Below are 26,239 nucleotides of genomic sequence, written 5' to 3'. Positions count from 1 at the left end.
CGTGATCGATATCAGCGAATCCGTGATGCAGTTCCTCCTCGCGTCGATCGTCGTCGGCCCGCTGGTCGGCGCCGTCGCCGCCTTCCTGCCCGCCCCGCCCGGACTGAAGGGGAAGTCACCCGACCAGGCCGTGCTGCGCCACGGCGTCACCGTCACCGGCGTCATCCTGCTGGCCGCGCTCGTCCTCGCGCTCGGCTTCGACCACGACCACCCGTCGACGATGCAGGCCACGACGGACATCAGCTGGATCAGGGCGCTGGACGTGCGCATCCACCTCGGTGTCGACGGCATCTCCCTCCCCCTCCTGGTCCTGACCGCGCTGCTGACCTTCCTCTGCGCGCTGTACAGCTACTTCAAGCAGCAGCACCAGCGGCCGACGCCGGGGGCCCCGGGGCCTTCCCCCAAGGCCTTCGTCGCCCTGCTGCTCGTCCTGGAGTCCGGCACCCTCGCCACCTTCGCCGTCCTCGACCTCGTCCTGTTCTTCCTGGCCTTCGAGACGGTCCTCATCCCGATGTACTTCCTGATCGCCCGCTGGGGCGGCGAGGGCAGGCAGGCCGCCGCCTGGAAGTTCATCCTCTACACGCTGCTCGGCTCCGTCGTCATGCTGCTCGGCCTGCTCCTCATCGGTGTGAAGGCGGGCACGTTCGACATGGTGGCACTCGCCGCCGACAACGGCCGCGGACTGACCACATCGGTGCAGGTCATCGCCGTTCTCGCGATCGGCCTCGGGCTCGCCGTGAAGACCCCGATGTGGCCGCTGCACAGCTGGCTCCCGGACGCCCACACCGCCGCCCCGACCGTCGGCTCCGTCCTCCTCGCCGGCGTCCTGCTCAAGATGGGCACGTACGGCTTCGTCCGGATCGTCCTGCCGATCGCCCCCGACGGCATGCGGACCTTCGCCCCGTACCTCGCCGCCTTCGCCGTCGCCGGGATCATCTACGGCTCGCTCGCCTGCCTCGCCCTCGCGAGGCCCGGCAGCAAGGGCGACCTCAAGCGCCTCATCGCGTACTCCTCCGTCGGCCACATGGGCTTCGTGCTCCTCGGCATCGCCACCATGACCCCCACCGGCGTCAACGGCGCGCTCTTCGCCAACATCGCCCACGGCCTCATCACCGGCCTGCTGTTCTTCCTGGTCGGAGCCGTCAAGGACCGCTACGGCACCGCCGACCTCGACACCCTCGCCGGCGCCACCGGCGCAGCCCTCTACGGCCGGGCCCCCCGCCTCGGCGCCCTCCTCGCCTTCGCCGCCGTCGCCTCCCTCGGACTGCCCGGCCTCGCCGGATTCTGGGGCGAGATGCTCGCCCTCTTCGGCGCCTTCGACCCGGCCGCCGGGCTCAACCGCCCCGCCTTCCTCACCTTCATGGCGATCGGCGCCTTCGGCACCCTCCTCACCGCCGCCTACCTCCTCGTCGTCGTCCGCCGCGTCTGCATGGGCGGCCCGCGGCCCGCCGGGGAGACGGCCGTCGCCGACGTCCAGGGGTACGAGTTCGCCGCCTGGACCCCGCTCGTCGCCCTCACCGTCCTCGCCGGACTCTGGCCCGCCGTCCTCCTCGGCCTCACCGACCCGGCCGTCCAGCAGCTCCTCGCGGGAGGCCCCCGATGACGTCCCTCGTCCAGTCCGTCGACTGGCTCGCGATCGCGCCCCCGACCCTCACCGCCGTGGTCGCGCTCGTCGTCCTCGTCGCCGACCTCTTCGTCCCCCAGGAGCGCAAGCAGCTCCTCGGCTGGACCGCGATCGGCGGCCTCACCGCCGCCCTCGCCCTCCTCCTGCCGCTGCGGTCCGGCGACCGCGAGACCTTCTGCCTCACCGCCGACACCCGCACCCAGGCGTGCAGCTACACCGCCGACCACTTCACCCTCGTCATCCAGCTGCTCGTCCTCGCCGGCGCGCTGCTCACCGCGCTCCTCTCCCTGGACGCCACCCGCGAGAGGCTCCCGGCCGGCGAGTACTGGTTCCTGCTGCTCTCCTCCGCCGCCGGCGCCGCCCTGCTGCCCGCCTCACGGGACCTGGCGACCCTCGTGGTCGCCCTGGAGGTGGCCTCGCTGCCGGCCTTCGCGCTGGTCGGCCTCAAGCGCGGCGACCGCATGTCCGGCGAGGCCGCGCTCAAGTTCTTCCTCTCCTCCGTCACCGCGACCGCCGTCACCCTCCTCGGCGTCAGCTTCGTGTACGCGGCGACCGGCACCCTCCACCTCACGGAGGTCGCCCAGCGCCTCGACGACGTCCCCGGACAGCTCCAGACCCTCTCCGAGGCCGGCGTCGCCCTCACCCTCGTCGGCTTCGCCTTCAAGACGGCCGCCGTCCCCTTCCACTTCTGGGTGCCCGACACCTACGTCGGCGCCCCGCTGCCCGTCGCCGCCTACCTCTCCGTCGTGGGCAAGGCCGTCGGCTTCACCGGTCTCGTCCTGGTGACCGTCGTCGCCTTCCCGTCGTACGCGGACGTGTGGGGCCCGGCGCTCGCCGTCCTCGCCGCGCTCACCATGACCGCCGGCAACGTCGCCGCCCTCCGCCAGGTCTCCACGCGCGCGTGGAGCGCGGTACGGCTCCTCGCCTGGTCCTCCGTCGCCCAGGCCGGCTACCTCCTGGTGCCGATCGCGGCCGCCGCGTACTCCGGCGACGACCAGATCGGCGCCACCGTCGCGTACGCCCTGATGTACGCCGTCGTGAACCTCGGCGCCTTCGCGGTCGTCGCGCTCGTCGCCCGCACCCGCCCCGAGAACCGGATCGCGGACTACCGGGGCCTGTACGCCGCCCGCCCCGCCGCCGCCCTCGCGCTCGGGTTCTTCCTCCTGAATCTGGCCGGTTTGCCCCCGGGTATCATCGGCCTCTTCGCCAAGGTGACCGTCTTCTCGGCGGCCGTCGACGCGGGCCTCGGATGGCTGGCCGTGATCATGGGCGTCAACGTCGTGATCGCGCTCTTCTACTACCTGCGCTGGACGGCCCTGCTCTTCCGCGCGCCGGAGGGGGCGGCCGAGAAGGCCCCCCACAGGGCCCCCGTTCCGGTCACCCTGGCGATCGTGCTGACCGCCGTCGCCGGAGCCGTGCTGTCGGGCTACCCGCAGTTCGCCCTCCGCTTCGCGGCGACGACCCTGTTCTGACCCCCGCAGAGACATACCGAGGAGCAACACCCCGTGCTGAACGGATTCAAGGACTTCATCCTTCGCGGGAACGTCATCTCGATGGCCATCGGCCTGGCCGTCGGCTCGGCGTTCACGGCCGTCGTCACCGGCTTCAGCAAGGCGTTCATCACCCCGCTCATCGGCCTGGCGACCGGTTCGGTCGGCGACTTCAGCGAGGCCAGCTTCTCGATCCAGGGCACGGTCTTCCCGTACGGTCTGGCCATCGCCGCCGTCATCGCCTTCGTCATCACGGCGGCCGTCCTCTACTTCCTGATCGTCGTCCCCATGACGAAGATCCAGGCGAAGTTCGCCAAGGAGGAGGCGAAGGACCCCAAGGCGGAGAAGCGCGACTGCCCCCGCTGCTTCACCGAGATCCCGGCCATCGCCTCCCGCTGCGCCCACTGCACCAGCGAGGTCGAGCCCGTCGCCCTCGGCCTGGAGAAGATCCCGGCGCCCGTCGGCCGCTAGGGGCGCCTTTCACCCGTACGGCCCACACGGCGCCCCGTGCGAGCCGGGGAACCCGAACCTTCCGCCTGGCGTTGACCGGTACGGAAGGGTCCACTGGACATGGGGGTCCCCTCCGGACGAAATCCGGGGGAGGTCACCGCGAGGAAAAAAAAGGGTTCCCCTGCCGCACCACCTGGAGGGCGTACCGTGCACCGCCGGCACAACGGGCTGAGGACCGCCGTCCTCCTCGGAGGGCTCTCGGCCCTCATCATCGTCATCGGCAGCTTCTTCGGGCGTACGGGGCTGATCGTCGCGCTGCTCGTGGCGCTCGGCACCAACGCGTACGCGTACTGGAACAGCGACAAGCTGGCGCTGCGGGCCATGCGCGCCCGCCCGGTGAGCGAGTTCGAGGCGCCTGCCCTGTACAGGACGGTCCGCGAGCTCTCCACCCAGGCCCGCCAGCCCATGCCGCGGCTCTACATCTCACCCACCCAGGCGCCCAACGCCTTCGCGACCGGCCGCAACCCGCGCAACGCCGCCGTCTGCTGCACCGAGGGCATCCTCGCCCTCCTCGACGAACGCGAGCTCCGCGGGGTCATCGGACACGAGCTGAGCCACGTCTACAACCGGGACATCCTCATCTCCTCGGTCGCCGGAGCGCTCGCCTCCGTGATCATGTTCCTGGTCAACTTCGCCTGGCTGATCCCCGTCGGCCGCTCCGACGACGACGAGGGCCCCGGGCTGCTCGGCATGCTGTTGATCATGATCCTCGGCCCGATCGCCGCCTCGGTCATCCAGCTCGCCATCTCCCGTTCCCGCGAGTACGAGGCCGACGCCTCCGGCGCCCAGCTCACCGGAGACCCGCTCGCCCTCGCCGGCGCCCTGCGGAAGCTGGAGGCCGGCACCCGGCAGCTGCCGCTGCCGCCCGAGCCGAAGATCGAGACCGCGAGCCACATGATGATCGCGAACCCCTTCCGGCCCGGGCAGGGCCTCTCCAAGATGTTCTCCACCCATCCGCCGATGGCCGAGCGCATCGCCCGGCTCGAACAGATGGCAGGTCGACGCCCGTGAAGACGCTCCTCAACGTCATATGGCTGGTCCTGTGCGGCTTCTGGATGTTCCTGGGCTACATCGCCGCGGGCGTCCTGCTCTGCATCACGATCATCGGCATCCCCTTCGGGCTCGCCGCGTTCCGCATCGGCCTCTACGCGCTCTGGCCCTTCGGCCACATGGTCGTCGACCGCCGCGACGCGGGCGCGCCGTCCTGCGTCGGCAACGTGCTGTGGCTGGTCCTCGCGGGGTGGTGGCTCGCGCTCGGTCACATCACGACCGGGATCGTGTTGTGCGTCACGATCATCGGCATCCCGCTGGGCGTCGCGAACTTCAAGCTGATCCCGGTGTCGTTGCTGCCGCTCGGCAAGGAGATCGTCCCCACGGACCGGCCGTACCCCTACTCGGGCCGCTGACGCGCCCCCCGCCCGTCGCGGGCGGGGGGACCGGAAGGGCCCCGCGGGCTCACGTGGGGGGTGTCGCCCGGCCCCGGCTGATCGCCCAGGCCACCACCCCCGCCGCCACGACCCCCGAGCCCGCGAGGACGGAACCGAGGGGGAGGGCGAAGGCGAGGGCGGCGCAGCCGGTGAGGCCGAGCGCGGCCAGCCGGCGGGCGCGGCCGCCGAGGGTCCAGGCGGAGGCGTTCGCGATCCCGTAGTAGACGAGGACGCCGAACGACGAGAAGCCGATCGCGCCCCGCACGTCCGCCGTCGCCGCCACCACGGCCACCACCGCGCCCACCGCGAGCTCCGCCCGGTGCGGGACCCGGTGGCGGGGGTGCACGGCCGCGAGGGCCGTCGGCAGGTACGCGTCGCGGGCCATGGCCAGGGTCGTGCGGGACACCCCGAGGATCAGGGAGAGCAGCGAGCCCAGGGCGGCGACCGCCGCGCCGGCCGTGACCAGCGGCACCAGTCGGTGCGCGTCCGCGGCGCGGACCGCGTCGGCGAGCGGCGCGGGGGAGGCGGCGAGGGCGGAGGGGCCGAGGACGGCGAGCACGGCGACGGCGACGAGCGCGTAGACGGCGAGCGCGAGGCCGAGGGCGAGCGGCACCGCCCGGGGGATGGTGCGGGCCGGATCGCGGACCTCCTCGCCGAGCGTGGCGATCCGCGCGTACCCCGCGAACGCGAAGAAGAGCAAACCCGAGGCTTGGAGGACCCCGCCCGTGGTGAAGTCGCCGCCGGGCGCCGCGAGTCCTTCCCCGCCGGCTCCGAGGGAGGCCGTCACCACGCAGGCGAGCACCGCCAGGACGAACGCCACGATCACCCGCGTGAGGAGCGCCGACTTCTGAACTCCCCCGTAGTTGACGGCGGTCAGGGCGACGACGGCGGCGACCGCCACCGCGTGCGCCTGTTCCGGCCACACGTACGCCCCCACCGTGAGCGCCATGGCCGCGCACGAGGCGGTCTTGCCGGCGACGAACGCCCAGCCGGCCAGGTAGCCCCAGAACGAACCGAGGCGTTCGCGACCGTACACATAGGTGCCGCCGGAGGCCGGGTAGAGGGCGGCGAGCCGTGCCGAGGCCATGGCGTTGCAGTACGCGACGGCGGCGGCGGTCCCGAGCGCCCAGAGCAGTCCGGCCCCGGAACCGGCCGCGTCCGCGGCGGGCCCGAGCGCGACGAAGATCCCGGCTCCCACCATCGAGCCGAGGCCGATCACGACCGCGTCGAAGAGGCCGAGGGAGCGGCGCAGTTCCGGTGTCATGCCCCGCACATTAAACGCTCACGGAACGCTGAGGCCGGTCTCCCTGAGCGTGATGTTCAGCCGCCCCACCAGGCCGAGCCCCGGTTCGGCCGTCCCCGGGAACACCTTGGGGACCCCGTGGTGAACCCGGCGCGAAGCCCCGCCGAAGACGAAGAGGTCCCCGGAGCCCAGGTCGACGTCCCGGTACGGCCGGCCGCGGTTCTCCTCGTTCCCGAAGCGGAACACGCACCGGTCCCCGAGGCTCAGCGACACCACCGGCGCGGAGGAGCGCTCCTCCCGGTCCTGGTGCATGCCCATCCGCGCCCCCGGCGCGTAGAAGTTCACGAGCGCGGTGTCGGGGGCGAAGCCGCCGTGCTCGCCGTACGCCTCGACGAGCGCCTCCCGGCCCAGCTCGACCAGCCAGTCCGGCAGTTCGATCCCGACCGCGTCGAGGTAGCGGTACGGCACCCACTGCCGGCCCAGGGCCAGCGAGCGCACCGACATGACGCCGCCGCCGGGCAGCACGGTGTGCCGGTACGGGAAGGGGCCGCGCCCCCACTCCCGGCAGGCGTCCACCAGCTCCCGCCGGCGCGCGAACGGCAGCCACCCGGGCACGTGCACCGCCCCGGGCGCGACCTCGGCCCGCTCGCGGGGGAAGAGGCCCTCGGTCACGCGGGGGAGCCCACGAGGGCCCCCTCCAGGCCCAGGAGCCGCTCTTTGCGCGCGAGGCCCGCGGCGTATCCGCGCAGGCTTCCGTCGGCGCCGATCACCCGGTGGCAGGGCCGCACCACGAGCAGCGGATTGCGGCCGACGGCGGTGCCCACGGCCCGTACCCCGGCGCCGGGCGAACCGACCCGCCGGGCGATCTCCCCGTACGAGACGGTGGTCCCGTACGGGATCTCCTCCAGGGCCCGCCAGACGCGCCGCTGGAACGCGGTCCCGGCGTCGTCGGCGAGCGGCAGGTCGAACCGGTCCCGGCGGCCGGCGAAGTACTCGCCCAGCTGCCCGGCGGCCCCGGCGAACGCCCCGGGCGCGAGCGTCCAGCCGTCCTCGACCACGACGGCGCCCTTCTGCCCCGGCAGGGACAGCGAGCGCAGCACGGCCCGGCCCCCTTCGGCGAGCTGCCCGACGAGGAGCATCTCGCCCAGGGGGCCGTCGACGTACGCGTACACGGTCATGGCTGGTTCCTCTCCCCGCACGGGTCTTTCCGGGACCCAGTGTGCGGGGACCGCCGGGCGTGGGGCTGGCGGTATTCGGACACGGCCCTCGTGGCCCGGCACGGCACCGGCGCGAGGTCAGCGGTAGTTCACGAACTGGATCGCGAAGTCGAAGTCCTTGCCCTTGAGCAGCGCCTGCACGGCCTGCAGGTCGTCCCGGCTCTTCGAGCTGACGCGCAGCTCGTCGCCCTGCACCTGCGCCTTGACGCCCTTGGGGCCCTCGTCGCGGATGGTCTTCGCGACCTTCTTGGCGTTCTCCTGGGAGATGCCCTCCTGCACGGAGGCGAAGAGCTTGTACTCCTTGCCGGACAGCTGCGGCTCGCCCTCGACGTCCAGCGACTTGAGCGAGATCCCGCGCTTGATCAGCTTGGTCTGGAAGATGTCGAGGATCGCCATGACGCGCTCCTCGCCGTTCGCCTGCATCAGGATCTTCTCGCCCGACCAGGAGATCGAGGCGTTGGTTCCCTTGAAGTCGTAACGCTGGGAGATCTCCTTCACGGCCTGGTTGAGGGCGTTGTCGACCTCCTGCCGCTCGACCTTGGAGACGATGTCGAAACTGGAGTCGGCCATGACTCGTGGCTCCTTGCTCGGATGCTGTGGGGTACGCCCCAAAGCCTAGGGGGTGAGCCGCCGGCCGAACCGCTGATCAATCGGGTGGCGAAGCACCCCCGGGGATCAGGTATTGTTTACGTCGTTGCCGGGGAACACCGCAGGAAAGCGGTGAACCGGGGCAGCGAACCCATGGCGATGTGCCCGAGTGGCCAATGGGAGCGGACTGTAAATCCGTCGGCTTAGCCTACCCAGGTTCGAATCCTGGCGTCGCCACACTGAAGAAGGCCCCCGGTGCTTGCACCGGGGGCCTTCTTCGTCGTTCCGCGTCAGTTGCCGGCCACGTCCTTCACCGCGACCGAGACCGGGACCGAACCGGCGACCAGTTCCAGCGTCAGGCCGGCGGTCGCCGGGGTGTCGAGGAGTTCGGCGAGGACCGCGGCCACGTCGTCCCGGGGGACCGGGCCGCGGCCCGTGCGGGCCTCCAGGCGGACCATGCCCGTGCCCGCGTCGTCCGTCAGGGAGCCGGGACGCAGGATCGTCCAGTCCAGGGCCGTGCGGGAACGGATCTCGTCGTCGGCCGCGCCCTTCGCGCGGAGGTAGGCGTCGAAGATCCCGTCGCCCGCGTGGGAGGCGTCCGCGCCCATCGAGGAGACGACGAGGTACCGGCGCACGCCCGCGCGCTCCGCCGCGTCGGCGAAGAGGACGGCCGCCGCCCGGTCCACCGTGTCCTTGCGGTCGGCGCCGCTGCCCGGGCCCGCGCCCGCCGCGAAGACGGCCGCGTCGGCGCCCTGCAGGACCGCGGCCACCATCTCGACCGACGCCGACTCCAGGTCCAGGACGACGGGCTCGGCGCCCGCCTCCCGCAGGTCGGCGCCCTGTCCGGGGCTGCGGATGATCCCCGCGACCTCGTGCCCGGCGTGCGAGAGCAGCCTCTCCAGGCGCAGGGCGATCTGTCCGTGTCCTCCAGCGATGACGATGCGCATACTCACGACCGTACGTCGGGTCCGGCCGGAGGGCCCCCCGGCTCGGGCGGCCGCTCCGGGCGCGCCTGGCGGGGCAGGTCCAGGGCCGCCGCCGAGTCGCAGTACTCCCGCACCGCGCTCGTCCGGGCCACCACCCGCCCCCGGTGCACCACGATCCGGCTGTACGCGAGGGACAGCACGCCCGCCAGCCGCTCGCCGCGCACCGCGAGCAGCTCCGCCGGGAAGCCGGCCTCCACCCGCACCTCCGGCAGGCCCATCGCCGCCCGCGCCCGCGCGCTCACCGTCCCGTACGCCTCCTGGGGCGGCAGTCCGCCGAGCGAGGCCAGCAGGTAGGCCGCCTCCAACGGGTCCCCGCGCCCCACGGGGTTGGCCACGTCCCGCAGCGCGCCGCTGCCCGCCGCGACCCGCACCCCGGCCGTCCGCAGCAGCCGCACCGGCGCCGCCCCGCGCACCTCGGTGCCGCCGCAGCCGCCCTGCGGCAGGCAGACCACCGTCACCCCGGCCTCCGCCAGCCGGTCCGCCGCCCGGCCCGCCGCGTCGGGGGGGAGCCGGGCGAGGCCGGCGCACGGTCCGATCGTGACCCCGGGCCGCAGTCCGCCGGCCATCGCCGCGAGCCGGGCGAGCCGGGCCGGGTCGTCCCCGTCGGTGTGCAGGTCGACCGGGACGCCGTGCTCGGCCGCGACGCCGAGGACGGCCTCCACGTATCCGGCCGGGTCCGGATCGAGGTCCGGGCAGCCGCCGACCACCCCGGCGCCCATCTTCACCGCGTCCCGCAGCATCGCGAGGCCGTCCGCTCCCGCGACGCCCGTGAGCAGCCGGGGCACGGCGACGGCCGTCAGGTCGGCGAGGCCGCGCAGCGAGCGCCGGGCCTGCAGCACCGCCTCGAGCGGGCCGAGTCCGTGGACGTCGCCGATGCGCACGTGCGCGCGGAGCGCCGTCGCGCCGTGGCCGAGCTGGAGGAGCGCGGCCTCGGTGGCCCGCCGCTGCACCTCCTCGGGGGCGTACGAGACGGGCCCCGGGGTGTCGGCGGAGAGCGCGGTGTCGGCGTGGGCGTGGGGCTCGGCGGCGGCGGGCAGCAGGAGGTAGCCGCCGAGGTCGACGCGGGCGCCCACGGTGGTGAGGCTGCCCGCGGTGCCGACGGCCTCGATCCGGCCGCCGGCGAGCCGTACGTCCACGGTCCGTCCGTCGGTGAGCCGCGCGTGGGAGAGCAGGAGCGAGGTCGAGTCGGCGGCGGTGGCGGCCCCGTCCTCGGGCGGCTGGGGCTGCTTGCTGTCGGCTGACATCGGCCTCCTCAAGGCTCCTCAAGATCGAGATCACGCAGCGTGGGGCCGAGCCTAGGGGTGCTCGGAGCGGCCTTCGAGGAGGAGCGCAATAGTCGTACCGATGAGGCCACGAGTGGCGTACGAGACGCCTGGTGGGGGCCGTCGGGAGGCCCCGGGGAAACGGATTTGGGCGATGGGGCGGAGACCGTGTAATGTCTTCCTCGCTCGCCCCAATAGCTCAGTCGGTAGAGCGTCTCCATGGTAAGGAGAAGGTCTACGGTTCGATTCCGTATTGGGGCTCTGGTGAGAGGGGTCCCGCCTTCGGGCGGGGTCCGGATCATCAAAGCGGTGTAGCTCAGTCGGTAGAGCAAGCGGCTCATAATCGCTGTGTCACCGGTTCAAGTCCGGTCACCGCTACAGACAGTAGCCGATTGTGGGGTCGGTCCTGCGATCGGCTACTCTTCTATGCGTTCATCCGTCCATCCGTCCGTCAAGGAGCACTCACGTGGCTGCCACCGACGTCCGCCCGAAGATCACGCTGGCCTGCGTGGAGTGCAAGGAGCGGAACTACATCACCAAGAAGAACCGGCGTAACAACCCGGACCGTCTTGAGATGAAGAAGCACTGCCCCCGCTGCAACTCGCACACGGCGCACCGCGAGACGCGCTAATCAGGCTCGTACACGAGGCCGTCCCCACCAGGGGGCGGCCTCGTGTCGTTTATCGGCACCACCGGCAACATCGGCAACAAATCCAGGAGGTATCGAGTCCATGGCGCTCGACCAGTCCTTCGTGGGCCGGACCTATCCGCCCACCGCGCCCTACGAGGTCGGCCGCGAGAAGATCCGCGAGTTCGCCGAGGCGATCGGTGACGCCAATCCCGCGTACACCGACACCGAGGCGGCCAAGGCGCTCGGGCATTCCGATGTGATCGCCCCGCCCACTTTCGTGTTCGCCATCACGTTCAAGGCGGCCGGTGCCGTCATCGAGGACCCGCAGCTGGGCCTCGACTACAGCCGCGTCGTCCACGGCGACCAGAAGTTCGCCTACACCCGGCCCGTACGCGCCGGGGACCGGCTCTCGGTCACCTCCACCATCGAGGCGATCAAGTCCCTCGCCGGCAACGACATCCTGGACATCCGCGGCGAGGTCCACGACGCCTCCGGCGAGCACGTCGTCACCGCCTGGACCAAGCTCGTCTCCCGCGCACCCGAGGGGGCCTGACCATGACCGCGAAGATCGCCTACGACGAGGTCGAGGTCGGCACCGAGCTGCCCGCGCAGACCTTCCCCGTGACCCGCGCCACGCTCGTGCGGTACGCCGGCGCCTCCGGGGACTTCAACCCGATCCACTGGAACGAGAAGTTCGCGGTCGAGGTCGGCCTCCCGGACGTCATCGCCCACGGCATGTTCACCATGGCCGAGGCGATCCGCGTCGTCACCGACTGGGCCGGCGACCCCGCCGCCGTCGTCGAGTACGGCGTCCGCTTCACCAAGCCGGTCGTCGTCCCCGACGACGGGTCCGGCGCCCTGATCGAGGTCTCCGCCAAGGTCGCCGCCAAGCTGGACGACCAGCGGGTGCGGGTCGACCTCACGGCCACGAGCGCCGGGCAGAAGGTCCTGGGCATGAGCCGGGCCGTCGTACGACTGGCCTGACGGTCCGCGAGGGTGCTTGCCCGCCGGGGTAAGTACCCTTGGCCCGTGCAGCTCCTCAACGACGCCCCCCTCGCGCCCCTGACCACCTTCCGGCTCGGCGGCCCCGCCACCCGGCTCGTCACCGCCACCACCGACGACGAGGTCATCACCGCGATCCGCGAGGCCGAGGCCACCGGGTCCCCGCTGCTGATCATCGGCGGCGGATCCAACCTGGTCATCGGGGACAAGGGCTTCGACGGCACCGCGCTGCGCATCGCCACCACCGGCTTCGCCCTCGACGGGACCCGGCTCGAGGTCGCCGCCGGCGAGGTCTGGACCGACGTCGTCGCCCGGACCGTCGAGGCCGGACTCGCCGGGATCGAGTGCCTGGCCGGCATCCCCGGCTCGGCCGGCGCGACCCCCATCCAGAACGTCGGCGCGTACGGACAGGACGTCTCCGCCACGATCACCGAGGTCGTGGCGTACGACAGGAACGACCACCGGGTCGTCACGCTGACGAACGAGCAGTGCGACTTCTCGTACCGGCACAGCCTCTTCAAGAAGCTGCCGGACGCCTACGTCGTGCTGCGCGTCCGTTTCGAGCTGGAGGACGCCGGCGGCATGTCCGCCCCGATCGCCTACGAGCAGACCGCCCGCGCCCTCGGCGTCGAGATGGGCGACCGGGTGCCGCTCGCCCACGCCCGCGAGACCGTCCTGGGGCTGCGCGCGAGCAAGGGCATGGTCCTGGACCCCGAGGACCACGACACCTGGTCCGCCGGATCCTTCTTCACCAACCCGATCCTCACCCACGAGGAGTTCGACGCCTTCCGGGCCCGCGTGGCCGAGCGCCTCGGCCCCGGGGCCCAGGCGCCGGCCTTCCCCGCGGGCACCTCCTTCACCAAGACCTCGGCGGCCTGGCTGATCGACAAGGCGGGCTTCACCAAGGGGTACGGCTCCGGGCCCGCCCGCATCTCCACCAAGCACACGCTCGCCCTCACCAACCGCGGCGGGGCGACCACCGAGGACCTCCTCGCCCTCGCCCGCGAGGTCGTCGCCGGAGTGCGCGAGGCCTTCGGGATCACCCTCGTCAACGAGCCCGTGACGGTGGGCGTGGAGCTCTAGGGGGCGCCTCGCCGATCAGGCCGGATCGGCGAGGCACCCCCTAGTACGCGACTCCGACGGCCTGCTTGACCGTCGCGGGGTCGTCGATCATCGCCAGCATCGCGTGCGCCACGTCCGCGCGGGCCAGGGATCGGCCCCGGGGCGGGGTGCCGCCGACGACCTTGCGGTACCGGCCGGTGCCCGGCTCGTCCGTCAGTCTGGGCGGCCGTACGGACGTCCAGTCGGCGCTGCTCGCGGCGAGCTCCGACTCCATGACCCGCAGGTCGGCGTAGACGTCCTTCAGGACGTTGTTGACGATCGCCAGCATCGCCTTGTCGACGAGGGCCTGACCGTCCGGGACCGGGCCCAGCGGGGCCGCGCTGACCACCAGGAGCCGGCGCGTCCTCTCGGCCTCCATCGCCGCGAGCACCGAGCGGGTGAGCCGGGCGGTCACGCCCGCGTCCGCCCGCGTGCGGGCCCCGAGGCCCGAGAGCACCGCGTCCCGGCCCGCGACCGCCCCGCGCAGGGCCTCGGGGTCGGACAGGTCGGCCCGCCGGACCGTCAGGCGGGAGCCCGTCGCCGCGAGCCGTGCGGGGTCCCGGACCACCGCCGTCACCTCGTGGCCCGAGGCCAGCGCCTGCCGGACGATCTCCCGGCCGATGCCGCCGGTCGCACCGAAGACTGTGAGCTTCATGTCGCACCCTCCCCGGGTGGGTAAGTATTCACTCACCCCCAGGGTGAGTGGATACTCACTCACACGTCAAGCGTGGCTGGAGGATGCATGGAACAGAGGCCGACCCGGACCCGGATCGTCGACGCCGCACGCGACCTCATGCGGACGGCGGGGCTCGCCCGCACCACCACCAAGGAGATCGCCAAGGAGGCCGGCTGCTCGGAAGCCGCGCTCTACAAGTACTTCAGCAGCAAGGAAGAGATCTTCCTGGCCGTCCTGGACGAACGCCTGCCCCAGCTCGGCGGCCTCCTCGGCACGCTCGTCGCCGACCCCGGCGGCCGCACCGTCGAGGAGAACCTCACCGAGGTCGCCCGACAGGCCGCGCTCTTCTACGAGCAGACCTTCCCGGTCGTCGCCTCCCTCTACGCGGAGCCGCAGCTCAAGCGGCGCCACGAGGAGGCCATGCGCACCTACGGCATGGGCCCCCACAAGCCCATCGAAGGCCTCGCCGCCTATCTCCGCGCCGAGCAGCGGCACGGCCGCGTCCACCCCGACGCCGACCCGGTGGCCGCCGCCTCCCTCCTCCTCGGAGCCTGCGTGCAGCGCTCCTTCGCCTGGGAGATGAGCCCGGACCGCAGGCCGCCGGACTCCCTCGACGACTTCGCGCGCGTGCTCGCCCGCACCCTGCTCCGGGGGATCAGCTAGCGAGCCAGTCGTCGATCCCCGCGAGCAGCTTCGCCCGGACGTCCTCGGGCGCCGCCGAGCCCCGCACCGACTGCCGGGCCAGCTCCGCCAGCTCCGCGTCCGTGAACCCGTGGTGCCGGCGGGCGATCTCGTACTGCGCCGCGAGCCGCGAACCGAAGAGCAGCGGGTCGTCCGCGCCGAGCGCCATCGGCACCCCGGCCTCGAAGAGGGTCCGCAGCGGCACGTCCTCGGGCTTCTCGTACACCCCGAGCGCGACGTTCGACGCCGGGCAGACCTCGCAGGTCACGCCCTTCTCCGCGAGCCGCCGCAGCAGCCTCGGGTCCTCCGCCGCCCGCACCCCGTGGCCGACCCGCGCCGCCCGCAGGTCGTCCAGGCAGTCCCGTACGGACGAGGGGCCCGTCAGCTCGCCGCCGTGCGGGGCCGCGAGGAGGCCGCCCTCCCGCGCGATCGCGAAGGCCCGGTCGAAGTCCCGGGCCATGCCCCGCCGCTCGTCGTTGGAGAGCCCGAAACCGACCACCCCCCGGTCCGCGAACCGCACCGCGAGCCGGGCCAGGGTCCGCGCCTCCAGGGGGTGCTTCATCCGGTTCGCCGCGACGAGCACCCGCATCCCGAGCCCGGTCTCCCGGGAGGCCCCGTCCACCGCGTCCAGGATGATCTCCAGGGCCGGGATCAGACCGCCCAGGTGCGGGGCGTACGAGGTGGGGTCGACCTGGATCTCCAGCCACCCGGCGCCGTCCCGCACGTCCTCCTGCGCCGCCTCGCGCACCAGCCGCCGGATGTCCTCCGGCTCGCGCAGGCAGGAGCGGGCGATGTCGTAGAGCCGCTGGAAGCGGAACCAGCCGCGCTCGTCGGTCGCCCGCAGCCTGGGAGGCGTACCGCTGCTCAGCGCCTCCGGGAGGTGCACGCCGTACTTGTCGGCCAGCTCGATGAGCGTCGTGGGCCGCATCGAACCGGTGAAGTGCAGGTGCAGATGGGCCTTGGGCAACAGGGTGAGATCGCGTACATGCTCCATCGGCCGATACTGCCGCACCCGAATGGACGAATACAGCCCGTTTCCCCGATCGGGACCTTGCTAGAACGCGAGAACGGGCCCCTGCTTCCGGAGAAGCAGGGGCCCGTTCCCGCGCGGACGTCCGGGCGTGCGTGTTCAGTCGCGCGCCTCGGCCAGGAGCTTCTGCATCCGGGACACGCCCTCCACCAGGTCCTCGTCGCCCAGCGCGTACGACAGGCGCAGGTAGCCCGGGGTGCCGAAGGCCTCGCCCGGGACGACCGCGACCTCGGCCTCGTCCAGGATCAGGGCGGCCAGCTCGACCGAGGTCTGCGGGCGCTTGCCGCGGATCTCCTTGCCGAGCAGCCCCTTCACCGACGGGTACACGTAGAACGCGCCCTCCGGGGTCGGGCACAGCACGCCGTCGATCTCGTTCAGCATCCGCACGATCGTCTGGCGGCGGCGGTCGAAGGCCTTGCCCATCTCCGCGACCGCGTCCAGGTCGCCCGAGACGGCGGCCAGCGCGGCGACCTGCGCCACGTTGGAGACGTTGGAGGTGGCGTGCGACTGCAGGTTGGTCGCGGCCTTCACGACGTCCTTCGGGCCGATGATCCAGCCCACGCGCCAGCCCGTCATCGCGTACGTCTTGGCGACGCCGTTGACCACGATGCACTTGTCGCGCAGCTCCGGCAGGACGGCCGGCAGGGAGGCCGCGGAGGCGCCGCCGTACACCAGGTGCTCGTAGATCTCGTCCGTCAGCACCCACAGGCCGTGCTCGACGGCCCAGCGGCCGATCGCCTCGGTCTCGGCCTCGCTGTAGACCGCGCCGGTCGGGTTCGAGGGGGAGACGAAGAGGACGACCTTGGTCTTCTCCGTGCGCGCCGCCTCCAGCTGCTCCACCGAGACCCGGTAGCCCGTGGTCTCGTCGGCCACGACCTCCACCGGGACACCGCCCGCGAGGCGGATCGACTCGGGGTACGTCGTCCAGTACGGCGCCGGGACGATGACCTCGTCGCCCGGGTCGAGGATCGCCGCGAAGGCCTCGTAGATCGCCTGCTTGCCGCCGTTGGTCACCAGGACCTGGGAGGGGTCGACCTCGTAACCGGAGTCGCGCAGCGTCTTGGCGGCGATCGCGGCCTTCAGCTCGGGCAGACCGCCGGCCGGCGTGTAGCGGTGGTACTTGGGGTCCTTGCAGGCCTCGACGGCCGCCTCGACGATGTAGTCCGGCGTCGGGAAGTCGGGCTCACCCGCGCCGAAACCGATCACCGGGCGCCCGGCGGCCTTGAGGGCCTTGGCCTTGGCGTCGACGGCGAGGGTGGCGGACTCGGAGATCGCACCGATCCGGGCGGAGACCCGACGCTCGGTGGGAGGGGTAGCAGCGCTCATGCGGCCCATCGTCCCAGACCGCGTCGAGGCCCGGCACACAGGTTTCACGGACCGGACAGGAACGGTCATTCCCGGTCGTACGCGCGTCCGGCGGCAGGTCGGCGCGCTTTCTGTTCGACGTAGGGGCCCATGACCACGTATGCTCACTGCTCGTTGGCCCGCAACAAACGCGTCTCACGATGCGGTAGGTTGGGGGACACCGACAAAGGGTCGTAGCTCAATTGGTAGAGCACCGGTCTCCAAAACCGGCGGTTGGGGGTTCAAGTCCCTCCGGCCCTGCTACACACACCGCCAGGTGTTGTGCGCATGTACGTACTTCATTGCACCGCCGTGCGGCTCCACCCGGGCGCGGCACGGCCGACCCGGAATCAGGTGAGAGATCGTGACGGACGCCGTAGGCTCCATCGACATGCCTGATGCCGACGAGTCCGCAGAGTCGAAGAAGAAGTCCCGCAAGGGCGGCAAGCGCGGAAAGAAGGGCCCTCTGGGCCGCCTCGCGCTCTTCTACCGCCAGATCATCGCCGAGCTCCGCAAGGTCGTCTGGCCCACGCGCAGCCAGCTGTCGACGTACACCACCGTGGTGATTGTCTTCGTCGTCATCATGATCGGCCTCGTCACCGTGATTGACTATGGCTTCCAGGAAGCAGTCAAGTACGTCTTCGGCTGACTTTTTGTTCCACCCATCTGTATCGCAGGAAGAAGCAGCCACCGTGTCTGACGCGAACCTGAACGACGCCTTCGAGTCCGAGTCCGTCGAGGACGAGCTGGACATCGTCGAGGCCGCCGACGAGGACGTCGAGGTCGACGCTGCTGAGGACGCTGCGGACGAGGACGTCGAGGTCGACGAGAGCGACGAGGACGACGCCGTCGAGGCCGAGTCCGACGAGGCTGACGAGGACGACGCCGTCGAGGCCGAGGTCGAGGACGCCGGGGAAGAGACCGAGGAGGAGGCCGAGCCGGCCGCCCCGGTGGACCCGGTCGCCGCGCTCCGCGAGGAGCTCCGCACCCTCCCCGGCGAGTGGTACGTCATCCACACCTACGCGGGCTACGAGAAGCGCGTGAAGGCCAACCTCGAGCAGCGTGCCGTCTCGCTCAACGTCGAGGACTTCATCTACCAGGCCGAGGTCCCCGAGGAAGAGATCGTCCAGATCAAGGGCGGCGAGCGGAAGAACGTCAAGCAGAACAAGCTTCCCGGCTACGTCCTCGTCCGCATGGACCTGACGAACGAGTCCTGGGGCGTCGTCCGCAACACCCCCGGCGTCACCGGCTTCGTGGGCAACGCCTACGACCCGTACCCGCTGACCCTGGACGAGATCGTCAAGATGCTCGCCCCGGAGGCCGAGGAGAAGGCCGCCCGCGAGGCCGCCGAGGCCGAGGGCAAGCCGGCTCCGGCCCGCAAGCTGGAGGTCCAGGTCCTGGACTTCGAGGTCGGCGACTCGGTCACCGTCACCGACGGCCCGTTCGCGACCCTCCAGGCCACGATCAACGAGATCAACCCGGACTCGAAGAAGGTCAAGGGCCTCGTCGAGATCTTCGGTCGCGAGACCCCGGTCGAGCTCAGCTTCGACCAGATCCAGAAGAACTGATCTCACCGTCTTCCGACCAGGTCAGAGTGGCTCTCGCAGCCGCTCTGACCTGCTCGGTTTTTGGCCGCGCGACTCTACCCGTTATCGTTGTGCGGTATGCCTCCATCCGGATGACCGGATGGCGGGCTGAACACTCTCACTAGGACCCGGAGAGAGCAATGCCTCCCAAGAAGAAGAAGGTCACGGGGCTTATCAAGCTCCAGATCAACGCCGGTGCGGCCAACCCGGCCCCGCCGGTCGGCCCCGCGCTGGGTCAGCACGGCGTCAACATCATGGAGTTCTGCAAGGCCTACAACGCCGCGACCGAGTCGCAGCGTGGCATGGTCGTGCCGGTGGAGATCACGGTCTACGAGGACCGCACCTTCACCTTCATCACCAAGACTCCGCCGGCCGCCAAGCTGATCCTCAAGGCCGCGGGTGTGGAGAAGGGCTCCGGCGAGCCGCACAAGACCAAGGTCGCCAAGCTCACGGCCGCCCAGGTCCGCGAGATCGCCACGGTCAAGCTCCCCGACCTCAACGCCAATGACCTGGACGCCGCGTCCAAGATCATCGCCGGCACCGCCCGTTCCATGGGCATCACGGTCGAGGGCTGATCACCCCCCTCGTGACCTAGTGGTAGGGCCAGCGCCGGCCCGCACCACGACTCCATACCTGCCACGCGGCGACAGCCGCATGGTGTAACTGCACAGGAGAAGCAGTGAAGCGCAGCAAGGCTCTCCGCTCCGCGGACGCCAAGGTCGACCGCGAGCGGAACTACGCGCCCCTCGAGGCCGTCCGTCTCGCCAAGGAGACCGCCACCACGAAGTTCGACGGCACCGTCGAGGTCGCCTTCCGCCTGGGTGTCGACCCGCGCAAGGCCGACCAGATGGTCCGTGGCACCGTGAACCTCCCGCACGGCACCGGTAAGACCGCCCGGGTCCTGGTCTTCGCGACCGGTGAGCGTGCCGAGGCCGCGATCGCCGCGGGCGCCGACATCGTCGGCTCCGACGAGCTCATCGACGAGATCTCCAAGGGCAACCGCCTGAACGAGTTCGACGCCGTGGTGGCCACCCCGGACCTCATGGGCAAGGTCGGCCGCCTCGGCCGCGTCCTCGGCCCGCGTGGTCTCATGCCGAACCCCAAGGTCGGCACCGTCACCCCCGATGTCGCGAAGGCCGTCAACGACATCAAGGGCGGCAAGATCGAGTTCCGCGTCGACAAGCACTCGAACCTGCACTTCATCATCGGCAAGGTCTCCTTCGACGAGACGAAGCTGGTCGAGAACTACGCCGCGGCCCTGGAGGAGATCCTCCGTCTGAAGCCGTCCGCCGCGAAGGGTCGCTACATCAAGAAGGCGACCGTCACCACGACGATGGGCCCCGGCATCCCGCTGGACGCCAACCGCACCCGCAACCTCCTCGTCGAGGAGGACCCGGCCGCGGTCTGAACCCCACCGGTTCACTGAGTGGTCAAGCCGGCCCCGCACCTCTCCGGAGGTGCGGGGCCGGCTTCTTGCTACGGTTCGAAGGACCGCGAAGTCATGGATCAAGGGGTGGGGACTCATGAGCACGTCCACATGGAGGCGCGCGGGCGTCGCGCTGACGGCCGCGGCCGTCGTCACGGGGGTCGCGGGCTGTCAGGACGGCGACGCGAAGGCCGGGGGCGCCGCACCGGGGGCACGGAGCCACGACGACGTCACGAAGGTCATCCGGGCCGCGTACGAGAAGACGTCCGCCGCCAAGGCCGCCAAGGTCAAGATGACCATGAGCATCGAAGGCGCCGGCGCGGGGTCGGGCACCATCCGGATGACGGGGATCCAGGGCTGGTCCCCGGCGGTGATGGACATCACCATGGACGGCTCCATGCTCGGCGCCGGCGGCCCGGACGCCCCGCAGCAGATGCACATGATCATGCTCGACCAGGTCATGTACATGGACATGGGTGCCAAGCAGGCCGCCGAGGTGGACGGCAAGCGCTGGATGAAGCTGGACATGAAGGCCGCGGCGGACGCCTCCGGCGACAAGGCGCTGCAGAAGCAGTTGACCGGCGGCCTGGACAACATGAACCAGGACCCGGCCCAGCAGCTCGCCCTGCTCCTGGACTCCCCGGACCTGAAGCACCTCGGTGCCGAGAAGGTCAACGGCATGGAGACCCAGCACTACAAGGGCGCGCTCACCCTCGAGCAGATGCTCAAGGCGAACGAGTCGTCCGAGCTCCTCTCCGAGAAGGACCACGACGAGCTCGTCGCCAACGCGAAGAAGGTCGGCCTCAAGGGCTACGACACCGAGTTCTGGGTCACCGGGGACGGCTACCCGGCGCGCATGGACATCGGCATGACCATGGCGCAGGGCACGATGAGGGTGCGGGCCGACTACAGCGACTACGGCACCCGCGCGGCCGTCCAGGCCCCGCCGGCCGAGGACACCGTGGACCTCTTCGAGATGATGAAGGACTTCGGGAAGGAGCCCGGTCAGGGCTGATTTGCTCCTGGCCCGGACCATCACGTACTCTTCCACAGAAGCCAAAGACCGCTGGTCGTTGCTGTGCCCCTACCGGGTGCGGTGGCCGAAGGATCCGCTGACAACGGACGACCCGCGCAGGTGACTGTGGAAAGTTCCCGGACGTTCTCGTCCGGTCGAGCTCAGCCCCGTGCGCCTGCGCCGGGGCGTTTTGTTTGTCCAGCCTCCTTCTGAGCGGTCCTCATCACCCGGAAGGAGGCTGACGCACTATGCCGACGCCCAACAAGGCTGCATCGGTGGCCGAGCTCAAGGACGCGTTCCAGAGCTCCAACGCCGCCGTGCTGACCGAGTACCGGGGTCTCACCGTCGCGCAGCTCAAGACGCTGCGTCGCTCTCTCGGTGAGAACGCCCAGTACGCCGTGGTGAAGAACACGCTGACCAAGATTGCGGCCAACGAGGCCGGGATCACCGCACTGGACGAGCACTTCGCTGGTCCGACCGCGGTCGCCTTCGTCACCGGTGACCCGGTGGAGTCGGCGAAGGCCCTGCGTGACTTCGCCAAGGAGAACCCGAACCTCATCATCAAGGCCGGTGTCCTTGACGGTAAGGCTCTCTCCGCCGACGACATCAAGAAGCTTGCGGACCTCGAGTCCCGCGAGGTTCTGCTCAGCAAGCTGGCCGGTGCCTTCAAGGGCAAGCAGTCTCAGGCTGCTCAGCTCTTCCAGGCGCTGCCGTCGAAGCTCGTCCGCACCGTGGACGCGCTGCGCGCCAAGCAGGCCGAGCAGGGCGGTGCCGAGTAATTCGGCTCGCGCATTGATCCGCGCCGCCTAGTGCGCGGGTCGTAGCGGGCCGTTACGCCCGCCTCTATAGACACATCGGCACCTGCCGAATTAGTGGAAGGATCGCCCATCATGGCGAAGCTCTCTCAGGACGACCTCCTCGCCCAGTTCGAGGAGATGACCCTCATCGAGCTCTCCGAGTTCGTGAAGGCCTTCGAGGAGAAGTTCGACGTCACCGCCGCCGCGGCCGTCGCCGTTGCCGCCCCGGCCGGTGTTTCCGGTGACGGTGCCGCCGCCGCCGAGGAGCAGGACGAGTTCGACGTCATCCTCGAGGGTGCCGGCGACAAGAAGATCCAGGTCATCAAGGTCGTGCGCGAGCTCACCTCCCTGGGCCTCAAGGAGGCCAAGGACCTCGTCGACGGCACCCCGAAGCCGGTCCTCGAGAAGGTCGCGAAGGAGGCCGCCGAGAAGGCTGCCGAGTCCCTCAAGGCCGCCGGCGCCTCCGTCACGGTCAAGTAAGACCGTTTCGGCTCGCTGAGCTGACTCCTGCCCCCGTGTAACGCGGAGGCACCGAGAGGCGATCATCCATCTGGGTGGTCGCCTCTCGGCGTTCCCGGAACGGGCGTGGCGGGGGTCCCGGGGGTCGCCGGAAGCGGAGTATGGTGATCTTCGCCGTGCGCCCCGGGGACCAACAGGTCTTGACGAACCGCACGCAGCGCGCAATTCTCAGGACGCGTCGTCACAACGATCCGTTTCCGAGGCATGGATCGACGACTGAACGGGCAGTATCGAGGTGCGCCGCACGGCGCGAGGTACCGCGGAGTTGAGAGCAACGAGGGTCGCGAATTACTCGCCCTGGACATCAGTGGGCCAAGTGGCTACACTGACCCTTTGCGCTGCCTGTTAGCTGCCCCCTGCCCGTCACCAGGGGCATACCTTCGCATCAACTTCGTGGACCGACCCCGTCTGACCTGGCCTTTCGGTCATCTCAGGAAAAGTCTGCCGTGAAGTGCTGCAGGGGACCGGTACGCGCGTAGTGAGTCCGAGCCCTCGGAAGGACCCCCTCTTGGCCGCCTCGCGCAACGCCTCGACCAATACGAACAACGGCGCAAGCACCGCCCCGCTGCGCATCTCCTTTGCAAAGATCAAGGAGCCCCTCGAGGTTCCGAACCTCCTCGCGCTGCAGACCGAGAGCTTTGACTGGCTGCTCGGCAACGCCGCCTGGAAGGCTCGCGTCGAGGCTGCCCTTGAGTCGGGACAGGACGTCCCCACGAAGTCCGGCCTGGAGGAGATCTTCGAGGAGATCTCCCCGATCGAGGACTTCTCCGGGTCGATGTCGCTGACCTTCCGCGACCACCGCTTCGAGCCGCCGAAGAACTCGATCGACGAGTGCAAGGACCGTGACTTCACGTACGGCGCCCCGCTCTTCGTCACCGCCGAGTTCACCAACAACGAGACCGGCGAGATCAAGTCCCAGACGGTCTTCATGGGCGACTTCCCGCTCATGACCAACAAGGGCACCTTCGTCATCAACGGCACCGAGCGCGTCGTGGTGTCGCAGCTGGTCCGTTCGCCGGGTGTCTACTTCGACTCGTCGATCGACAAGACGTCCGACAAGGACATCTTCTCCGCCAAGATCATCCCCTCCCGGGGTGCCTGGCTGGAGATGGAGATCGACAAGCGCGACCTCGTCGGTGTCCGCATCGACCGCAAGCGCAAGCAGTCCGTCACCGTCCTCCTGAAGGCCCTCGGCTGGACCACCGAGCAGATCCTGCAGGAGTTCGGCGAGTACGAGTCCATGCGCGCCACCCTGGAGAAGGACCACACCCAGGGCCAGGACGACGCGCTGCTCGACATCTACCGCAAGCTCCGTCCGGGCGAGCCGCCGACCCGCGAGGCCGCTCAGACGCTGCTCGAGAACCTCTACTTCAACCCGAAGCGCTACGACCTCGCGAAGGTCGGCCGCTACAAGGTGAACAAGAAGCTCGGCGCCGACGAGCCGCTGGACGCCGGTGTCCTCACCACCGACGACATCATCGCCACGATCAAGTACCTGGTGAAGCTCCACGCGGGCGAGACCGAGACGATCGGCGAGAACGGCAACGAGATCGTCGTCGAGACCGACGACATCGACCACTTCGGCAACCGTCGTCTGCGCAACGTCGGCGAGCTCATCCAGAACCAGGTCCGCACGGGTCTGGCCCGCATGGAGCGCGTCGTCCGCGAGCGGATGACCACCCAGGACGTCGAGGCGATCACGCCGCAGACCCTGATCAACATCCGGCCGGTCGTCGCCTCCATCAAGGAGTTCTTCGGCACCAGCCAGCTGTCGCAGTTCATGGACCAGAACAACCCGCTGTCCGGGCTGACGCACAAGCGTCGTCTGTCCGCGCTCGGCCCGGGTGGTCTGTCCCGTGAGCGGGCCGGCTTCGAGGTCCGAGACGTGCACCCGTCCCACTACGGACGCATGTGCCCGATCGAGACCCCCGAAGGCCCGAACATCGGTCTGATCGGTTCGCTCGCCTCGTACGGCCGCGTCAACGCGTTCGGCTTCATCGAGACGCCGTACCGCAAGGTCGTCGACGGCCAGGTCACCGACGAGGTCGACTACGTCACCGCCGACGAGGAGGACCGCTTCGTCATCGCGCAGGCCAACGCCGCGCTCGACGAGAACCTCCGGTTCACCGAGAACCGCGTCCTGGTCCGCAAGCGTGGTGGCGAGGTCGACTACGTCGAGCCGTCGGACGTGGACTACATGGACGTCTCGCCGCGCCAGATGGTGTCGGTCGCGACCGCCATGATCCCGTTCCTCGAGCACGACGACGCCAACCGCGCCCTCATGGGCGCGAACATGATGCGTCAGGCCGTCCCGCTGATTAAGTCGGAGGCCCCGCTCGTCGGCACCGGCATGGAGTACCGCTGCGCCACCGACGCCGGCGACGTGCTCAAGGCCGAGAAGGACGGTGTCGTCCAGGAGCTGTCGGCCGACTACATCACGGTCGCCAACGACGACGGCACGTACATCACGTACCGCCTGCACAAGTTCTCCCGCTCCAACCAGGGCACCTCTGTGAACCAGAAGGTCGTCGTGGACGAGGGCGACCGCGTCATCGAGGGCCAGGTCCTCGCCGACGGTCCCGCCACCGAAGACGGCGAGATGGCGCTCGGCAAGAACCTGCTCGTGGCGTTCATGCCGTGGGAGGGCCACAACTACGAGGACGCGATCATCCTGTCGCAGCGCCTCGTGCAGGACGACGTCCTCTCCTCGATCCACATCGAGGAGCACGAGGTCGACGCCCGTGACACCAAGCTCGGCCCCGAGGAGATCACCCGGGACATCCCGAACGTCTCCGAGGAGGTCCTCGCGGACCTCGACGAGCGCGGCATCATCCGCATCGGTGCCGAGGTCGTCGCCGGCGACATCCTGGTCGGCAAGGTCACGCCGAAGGGCGAGACCGAGCTGACCCCGGAGGAGCGCCTGCTCCGCGCGATCTTCGGCGAGAAGGCCCGTGAGGTCCGTGACACCTCGCTGAAGGTGCCGCACGGCGAGATCGGCAAGATCATCGGCGTCCGCGTCTTCGACCGCGAGGAGGGCGACGAGCTTCCCCCGGGCGTGAACCAGCTGGTCCGCGTCTACGTCGCCCAGAAGCGCAAGATCACCGACGGTGACAAGCTCGCCGGCCGTCACGGCAACAAGGGCGTCATCTCCAAGATCCTCCCGATCGAGGACATGCCGTTCCTCGAGGACGGCACCCCGGTCGACATCATCCTCAACCCGCTGGGCGTCCCGTCCCGAATGAACCCGGGACAGGTCCTGGAGATCCACCTCGGCTGGCTCGCCAGCCGCGGCTGGGACGTCTCCGGTCTCGCGGACGAGTGGGCGCAGCGCCTCCAGGCGATCGGCGCCGACCAGGTCGCCCCCGGCACCAACGTCGCCACCCCGGTCTTCGACGGTGCGCGTGAGGACGAGCTCGCGGGTCTGCTCCAGCACACCATCCCGAACCGCGACGGCGAGCGCATGGTGCTCCCGACCGGTAAGGCGAGGCTGTTCGACGGCCGCTCCGGCGAGCCGTTCCCGGACCCGATCTCCGTCGGGTACATGTACATCCTCAAGCTCCACCACCTGGTCGACGACAAGCTGCACGCGCGTTCGACCGGCCCGTACTCGATGATCACCCAGCAGCCGCTGGGTGGTAAGGCCCAGTTCGGTGGCCAGCGCTTCGGTGAGATGGAGGTGTGGGCGCTGGAGGCTTACGGCGCCGCGTACGCCCTCCAGGAGCTGCTGACGATCAAGTCCGACGACGTGACCGGCCGCGTGAAGGTCTACGAGGCCATCGTCAAGGGCGAGAACATCCCTGAGCCCGGCATCCCCGAGTCCTTCAAGGTCCTCATCAAGGAGATGCAGTCCCTGTGCCTCAACGTGGAGGTGCTGTCCTCGGACGGCATGTCCATCGAGATGCGCGACACCGACGAGGACGTCTTCCGCGCAGCGGAGGAGCTCGGCATCGACCTGTCCCGGCGCGAGCCGAGCAGCGTCGAAGAGGTCTGACGGGAGTCCGGCGCGGGGACTCGGTGAAACACCGCCGAGTCCCCCCGCCGGCCCCAGGACCCCCGTATCAGACCCACAGCCTTACAACCCTGA

At 70.3% G+C, this 26,239-nt stretch carries 27 protein-coding genes and 4 tRNA genes; 22 read left to right on the top strand and 9 right to left on the bottom strand.

The window, feature by feature from the left end; all coding sequences use genetic code 11:
- Window position 1: 1 nt before the first annotated feature.
- The 5 genes from IE180_RS15835 to IE180_RS15815 all read left to right on the top strand — a co-directional run bounded on the left by IE180_RS15835 (window position 2) and on the right by IE180_RS15815 (window position 5,030).
- Complete coding sequence (locus IE180_RS15835) at window positions 2-1,603, top strand: complex I subunit 4 family protein (protein ID WP_190157498.1); 1,602 nt, start codon at window positions 2-4, stop codon at window positions 1,601-1,603.
- Window positions 1,600-3,096 (top strand): NADH-quinone oxidoreductase subunit N, encoded by a 1,497-nt coding sequence (locus IE180_RS15830; RefSeq protein WP_190157497.1) that lies wholly within the window; start codon window positions 1,600-1,602, stop codon window positions 3,094-3,096. Before IE180_RS15835 ends, IE180_RS15830 begins: the two co-directional genes overlap by 4 nt.
- 33 nt (window positions 3,097-3,129) lie before the next feature.
- Window positions 3,130-3,585 (top strand): large conductance mechanosensitive channel protein MscL, encoded by a 456-nt coding sequence (mscL, locus tag IE180_RS15825; protein WP_190157496.1) that lies wholly within the window; start codon window positions 3,130-3,132, stop codon window positions 3,583-3,585.
- 186 nt (window positions 3,586-3,771) lie between these two features.
- Window positions 3,772-4,635 (top strand): zinc metalloprotease HtpX, encoded by an 864-nt coding sequence (gene htpX / locus IE180_RS15820; RefSeq protein ID WP_190157495.1) that lies wholly within the window; start codon window positions 3,772-3,774, stop codon window positions 4,633-4,635.
- The gene (locus IE180_RS15815; protein ID WP_190157494.1) at window positions 4,632-5,030 is read left to right on the top strand and encodes a YccF domain-containing protein; all 399 of its coding nucleotides are present in this window, start codon (window positions 4,632-4,634) and stop codon (window positions 5,028-5,030) included. The genes htpX and IE180_RS15815 overlap by 4 nt, the downstream gene beginning before the upstream one ends.
- A 49-nt stretch (window positions 5,031-5,079) precedes the next feature.
- Here the strand turns inward: IE180_RS15815 and IE180_RS15810 are convergent, their stop codons facing one another.
- From IE180_RS15810 to IE180_RS15795, 4 genes are all read right to left on the bottom strand, one after another.
- Window positions 5,080-6,315 (bottom strand): APC family permease, encoded by a 1,236-nt coding sequence (locus IE180_RS15810; protein ID WP_190157493.1) that lies wholly within the window; start codon window positions 6,313-6,315, stop codon window positions 5,080-5,082.
- An 18-nt stretch (window positions 6,316-6,333) separates the two neighbouring features.
- Window positions 6,334-6,966: an alpha-ketoglutarate-dependent dioxygenase AlkB family protein gene (locus IE180_RS15805; protein ID WP_190157492.1), complete on the bottom strand. Its 633-nt coding sequence runs from the start codon at window positions 6,964-6,966 to the stop codon at window positions 6,334-6,336.
- Window positions 6,963-7,472 carry a methylated-DNA--[protein]-cysteine S-methyltransferase gene (locus IE180_RS15800; protein ID WP_190157491.1) on the bottom strand — a complete coding sequence of 170 codons (510 nt, stop codon included), beginning with the start codon at window positions 7,470-7,472 and terminating at the stop codon, window positions 6,963-6,965. Before IE180_RS15800 ends, IE180_RS15805 begins: the two co-directional genes overlap by 4 nt.
- 117 nt (window positions 7,473-7,589) lie before the next feature.
- Window positions 7,590-8,081 carry a YajQ family cyclic di-GMP-binding protein gene (locus IE180_RS15795; protein ID WP_190157490.1) on the bottom strand — a complete coding sequence of 164 codons (492 nt, stop codon included), beginning with the start codon at window positions 8,079-8,081 and terminating at the stop codon, window positions 7,590-7,592.
- A gap of 173 nt (window positions 8,082-8,254) precedes the next feature.
- Between IE180_RS15795 and IE180_RS15790 the strand changes: the two genes are divergently transcribed.
- Window positions 8,255-8,336, top strand: a tRNA-Tyr gene (locus tag IE180_RS15790).
- Between the two features lie 53 nt (window positions 8,337-8,389).
- Here IE180_RS15790 and IE180_RS15785 read toward each other — a convergent pair.
- Both IE180_RS15785 and IE180_RS15780 read right to left on the bottom strand, forming a co-directional pair.
- Window positions 8,390-9,046, bottom strand: coding sequence for an NAD(P)H-binding protein (locus tag IE180_RS15785; protein WP_190157489.1), 657 nt, complete (start codon window positions 9,044-9,046; stop codon window positions 8,390-8,392).
- A gap of 2 nt (window positions 9,047-9,048) precedes the next feature.
- The gene (locus IE180_RS15780; RefSeq protein WP_190157488.1) at window positions 9,049-10,329 is read right to left on the bottom strand and encodes an amidohydrolase family protein; all 1,281 of its coding nucleotides are present in this window, start codon (window positions 10,327-10,329) and stop codon (window positions 9,049-9,051) included.
- 206 nt (window positions 10,330-10,535) lie between these two features.
- Here IE180_RS15780 and IE180_RS15775 point away from each other — a divergent pair.
- The 6 genes from IE180_RS15775 to IE180_RS15750 all read left to right on the top strand — a co-directional run bounded on the left by IE180_RS15775 (window position 10,536) and on the right by IE180_RS15750 (window position 13,063).
- A tRNA-Thr gene (locus tag IE180_RS15775) sits at window positions 10,536-10,608 on the top strand.
- A 44-nt stretch (window positions 10,609-10,652) separates the two neighbouring features.
- A tRNA-Met gene (locus IE180_RS15770) sits at window positions 10,653-10,725 on the top strand.
- 88 nt (window positions 10,726-10,813) lie between these two features.
- Window positions 10,814-10,978 carry a 50S ribosomal protein L33 gene (gene rpmG / locus IE180_RS15765; RefSeq protein ID WP_003956487.1) on the top strand — a complete coding sequence of 55 codons (165 nt, stop codon included), beginning with the start codon at window positions 10,814-10,816 and terminating at the stop codon, window positions 10,976-10,978.
- 100 nt (window positions 10,979-11,078) lie between these two features.
- A complete protein-coding gene (locus IE180_RS15760) occupies window positions 11,079-11,531 on the top strand; it encodes a MaoC family dehydratase N-terminal domain-containing protein (protein ID WP_030687915.1) in 453 nt (150 codons plus the stop codon).
- Window positions 11,532-11,533: 2 nt separating this feature from the next.
- The gene (locus IE180_RS15755) at window positions 11,534-11,962 is read left to right on the top strand and encodes a MaoC family dehydratase (RefSeq protein ID WP_190157487.1); all 429 of its coding nucleotides are present in this window, start codon (window positions 11,534-11,536) and stop codon (window positions 11,960-11,962) included.
- 45 nt (window positions 11,963-12,007) lie between these two features.
- Window positions 12,008-13,063, top strand: coding sequence for a UDP-N-acetylmuramate dehydrogenase (locus IE180_RS15750; RefSeq protein ID WP_190157486.1), 1,056 nt, complete (start codon window positions 12,008-12,010; stop codon window positions 13,061-13,063).
- Between the two features lie 40 nt (window positions 13,064-13,103).
- On the opposite strand, the gene IE180_RS15745 is transcribed toward IE180_RS15750, so the two are convergent.
- A complete protein-coding gene (locus IE180_RS15745) occupies window positions 13,104-13,736 on the bottom strand; it encodes an NAD(P)-dependent oxidoreductase (protein WP_190157485.1) in 633 nt (210 codons plus the stop codon).
- A gap of 87 nt (window positions 13,737-13,823) precedes the next feature.
- On the opposite strand from IE180_RS15745, the gene IE180_RS15740 reads away from it, so the two are divergent.
- On the top strand, window positions 13,824-14,420 hold the full coding sequence (locus IE180_RS15740; protein ID WP_190157484.1) for a TetR/AcrR family transcriptional regulator: 597 nt from the start codon (window positions 13,824-13,826) through the stop codon (window positions 14,418-14,420).
- Here the strand turns inward: IE180_RS15740 and IE180_RS15735 are convergent.
- Window positions 14,413-15,432 (bottom strand): adenosine deaminase, encoded by a 1,020-nt coding sequence (locus IE180_RS15735; protein ID WP_190157483.1) that lies wholly within the window; start codon window positions 15,430-15,432, stop codon window positions 14,413-14,415. The two genes, IE180_RS15740 and IE180_RS15735, sit on opposite strands and share 8 nt — an antisense overlap.
- A gap of 135 nt (window positions 15,433-15,567) precedes the next feature.
- The gene (locus tag IE180_RS15730; protein WP_190157482.1) at window positions 15,568-16,794 is read right to left on the bottom strand and encodes a pyridoxal phosphate-dependent aminotransferase; all 1,227 of its coding nucleotides are present in this window, start codon (window positions 16,792-16,794) and stop codon (window positions 15,568-15,570) included.
- 206 nt (window positions 16,795-17,000) lie between these two features.
- On the opposite strand from IE180_RS15730, the gene IE180_RS15725 reads away from it, so the two are divergent.
- The 9 genes from IE180_RS15725 (at window position 17,001) to rpoB (ending at window position 26,146) form a co-directional block, all read left to right on the top strand.
- Window positions 17,001-17,073: transfer RNA gene (locus IE180_RS15725), tRNA-Trp, on the top strand.
- Between the two features lie 103 nt (window positions 17,074-17,176).
- On the top strand, window positions 17,177-17,461 hold the full coding sequence (gene secE, locus IE180_RS15720) for a preprotein translocase subunit SecE (protein ID WP_030687899.1): 285 nt from the start codon (window positions 17,177-17,179) through the stop codon (window positions 17,459-17,461).
- Between the two features lie 43 nt (window positions 17,462-17,504).
- Entirely contained in the window at window positions 17,505-18,380 is an 876-nt protein-coding gene (gene nusG / locus IE180_RS15715) for a transcription termination/antitermination protein NusG (protein ID WP_190157481.1), read from the top strand.
- Window positions 18,381-18,538: 158 nt separating this feature from the next.
- Complete coding sequence (gene rplK / locus IE180_RS15710; protein ID WP_030687894.1) at window positions 18,539-18,973, top strand: 50S ribosomal protein L11; 435 nt, start codon at window positions 18,539-18,541, stop codon at window positions 18,971-18,973.
- Between the two features lie 104 nt (window positions 18,974-19,077).
- Window positions 19,078-19,806, top strand: coding sequence for a 50S ribosomal protein L1 (gene rplA / locus IE180_RS15705; protein ID WP_190157480.1), 729 nt, complete (start codon window positions 19,078-19,080; stop codon window positions 19,804-19,806).
- Between the two features lie 115 nt (window positions 19,807-19,921).
- Window positions 19,922-20,839, top strand: coding sequence for an SCO4651 family lipoprotein (locus tag IE180_RS15700; RefSeq protein WP_190157479.1), 918 nt, complete (start codon window positions 19,922-19,924; stop codon window positions 20,837-20,839).
- A 248-nt stretch (window positions 20,840-21,087) separates the two neighbouring features.
- Complete coding sequence (rplJ, locus tag IE180_RS15695) at window positions 21,088-21,618, top strand: 50S ribosomal protein L10 (RefSeq protein ID WP_030757401.1); 531 nt, start codon at window positions 21,088-21,090, stop codon at window positions 21,616-21,618.
- Between the two features lie 111 nt (window positions 21,619-21,729).
- A complete protein-coding gene (gene rplL / locus IE180_RS15690; protein WP_190157478.1) occupies window positions 21,730-22,116 on the top strand; it encodes a 50S ribosomal protein L7/L12 in 387 nt (128 codons plus the stop codon).
- A 547-nt stretch (window positions 22,117-22,663) separates the two neighbouring features.
- Window positions 22,664-26,146 carry a DNA-directed RNA polymerase subunit beta gene (rpoB, locus tag IE180_RS15685; RefSeq protein ID WP_190157477.1) on the top strand — a complete coding sequence of 1,161 codons (3,483 nt, stop codon included), beginning with the start codon at window positions 22,664-22,666 and terminating at the stop codon, window positions 26,144-26,146.
- Window positions 26,147-26,239: the final 93 nt, after the last annotated feature.

The sequence above is a fragment of the Streptomyces litmocidini genome (assembly GCF_014649755.1).
Lineage (GTDB): Bacteria > Actinomycetota > Actinomycetes > Streptomycetales > Streptomycetaceae > Streptomyces > Streptomyces litmocidini.
The sequence above is the reverse complement of the archived record's forward strand: the minus strand, read 5'-3'. Positions and strand labels throughout refer to the sequence as shown.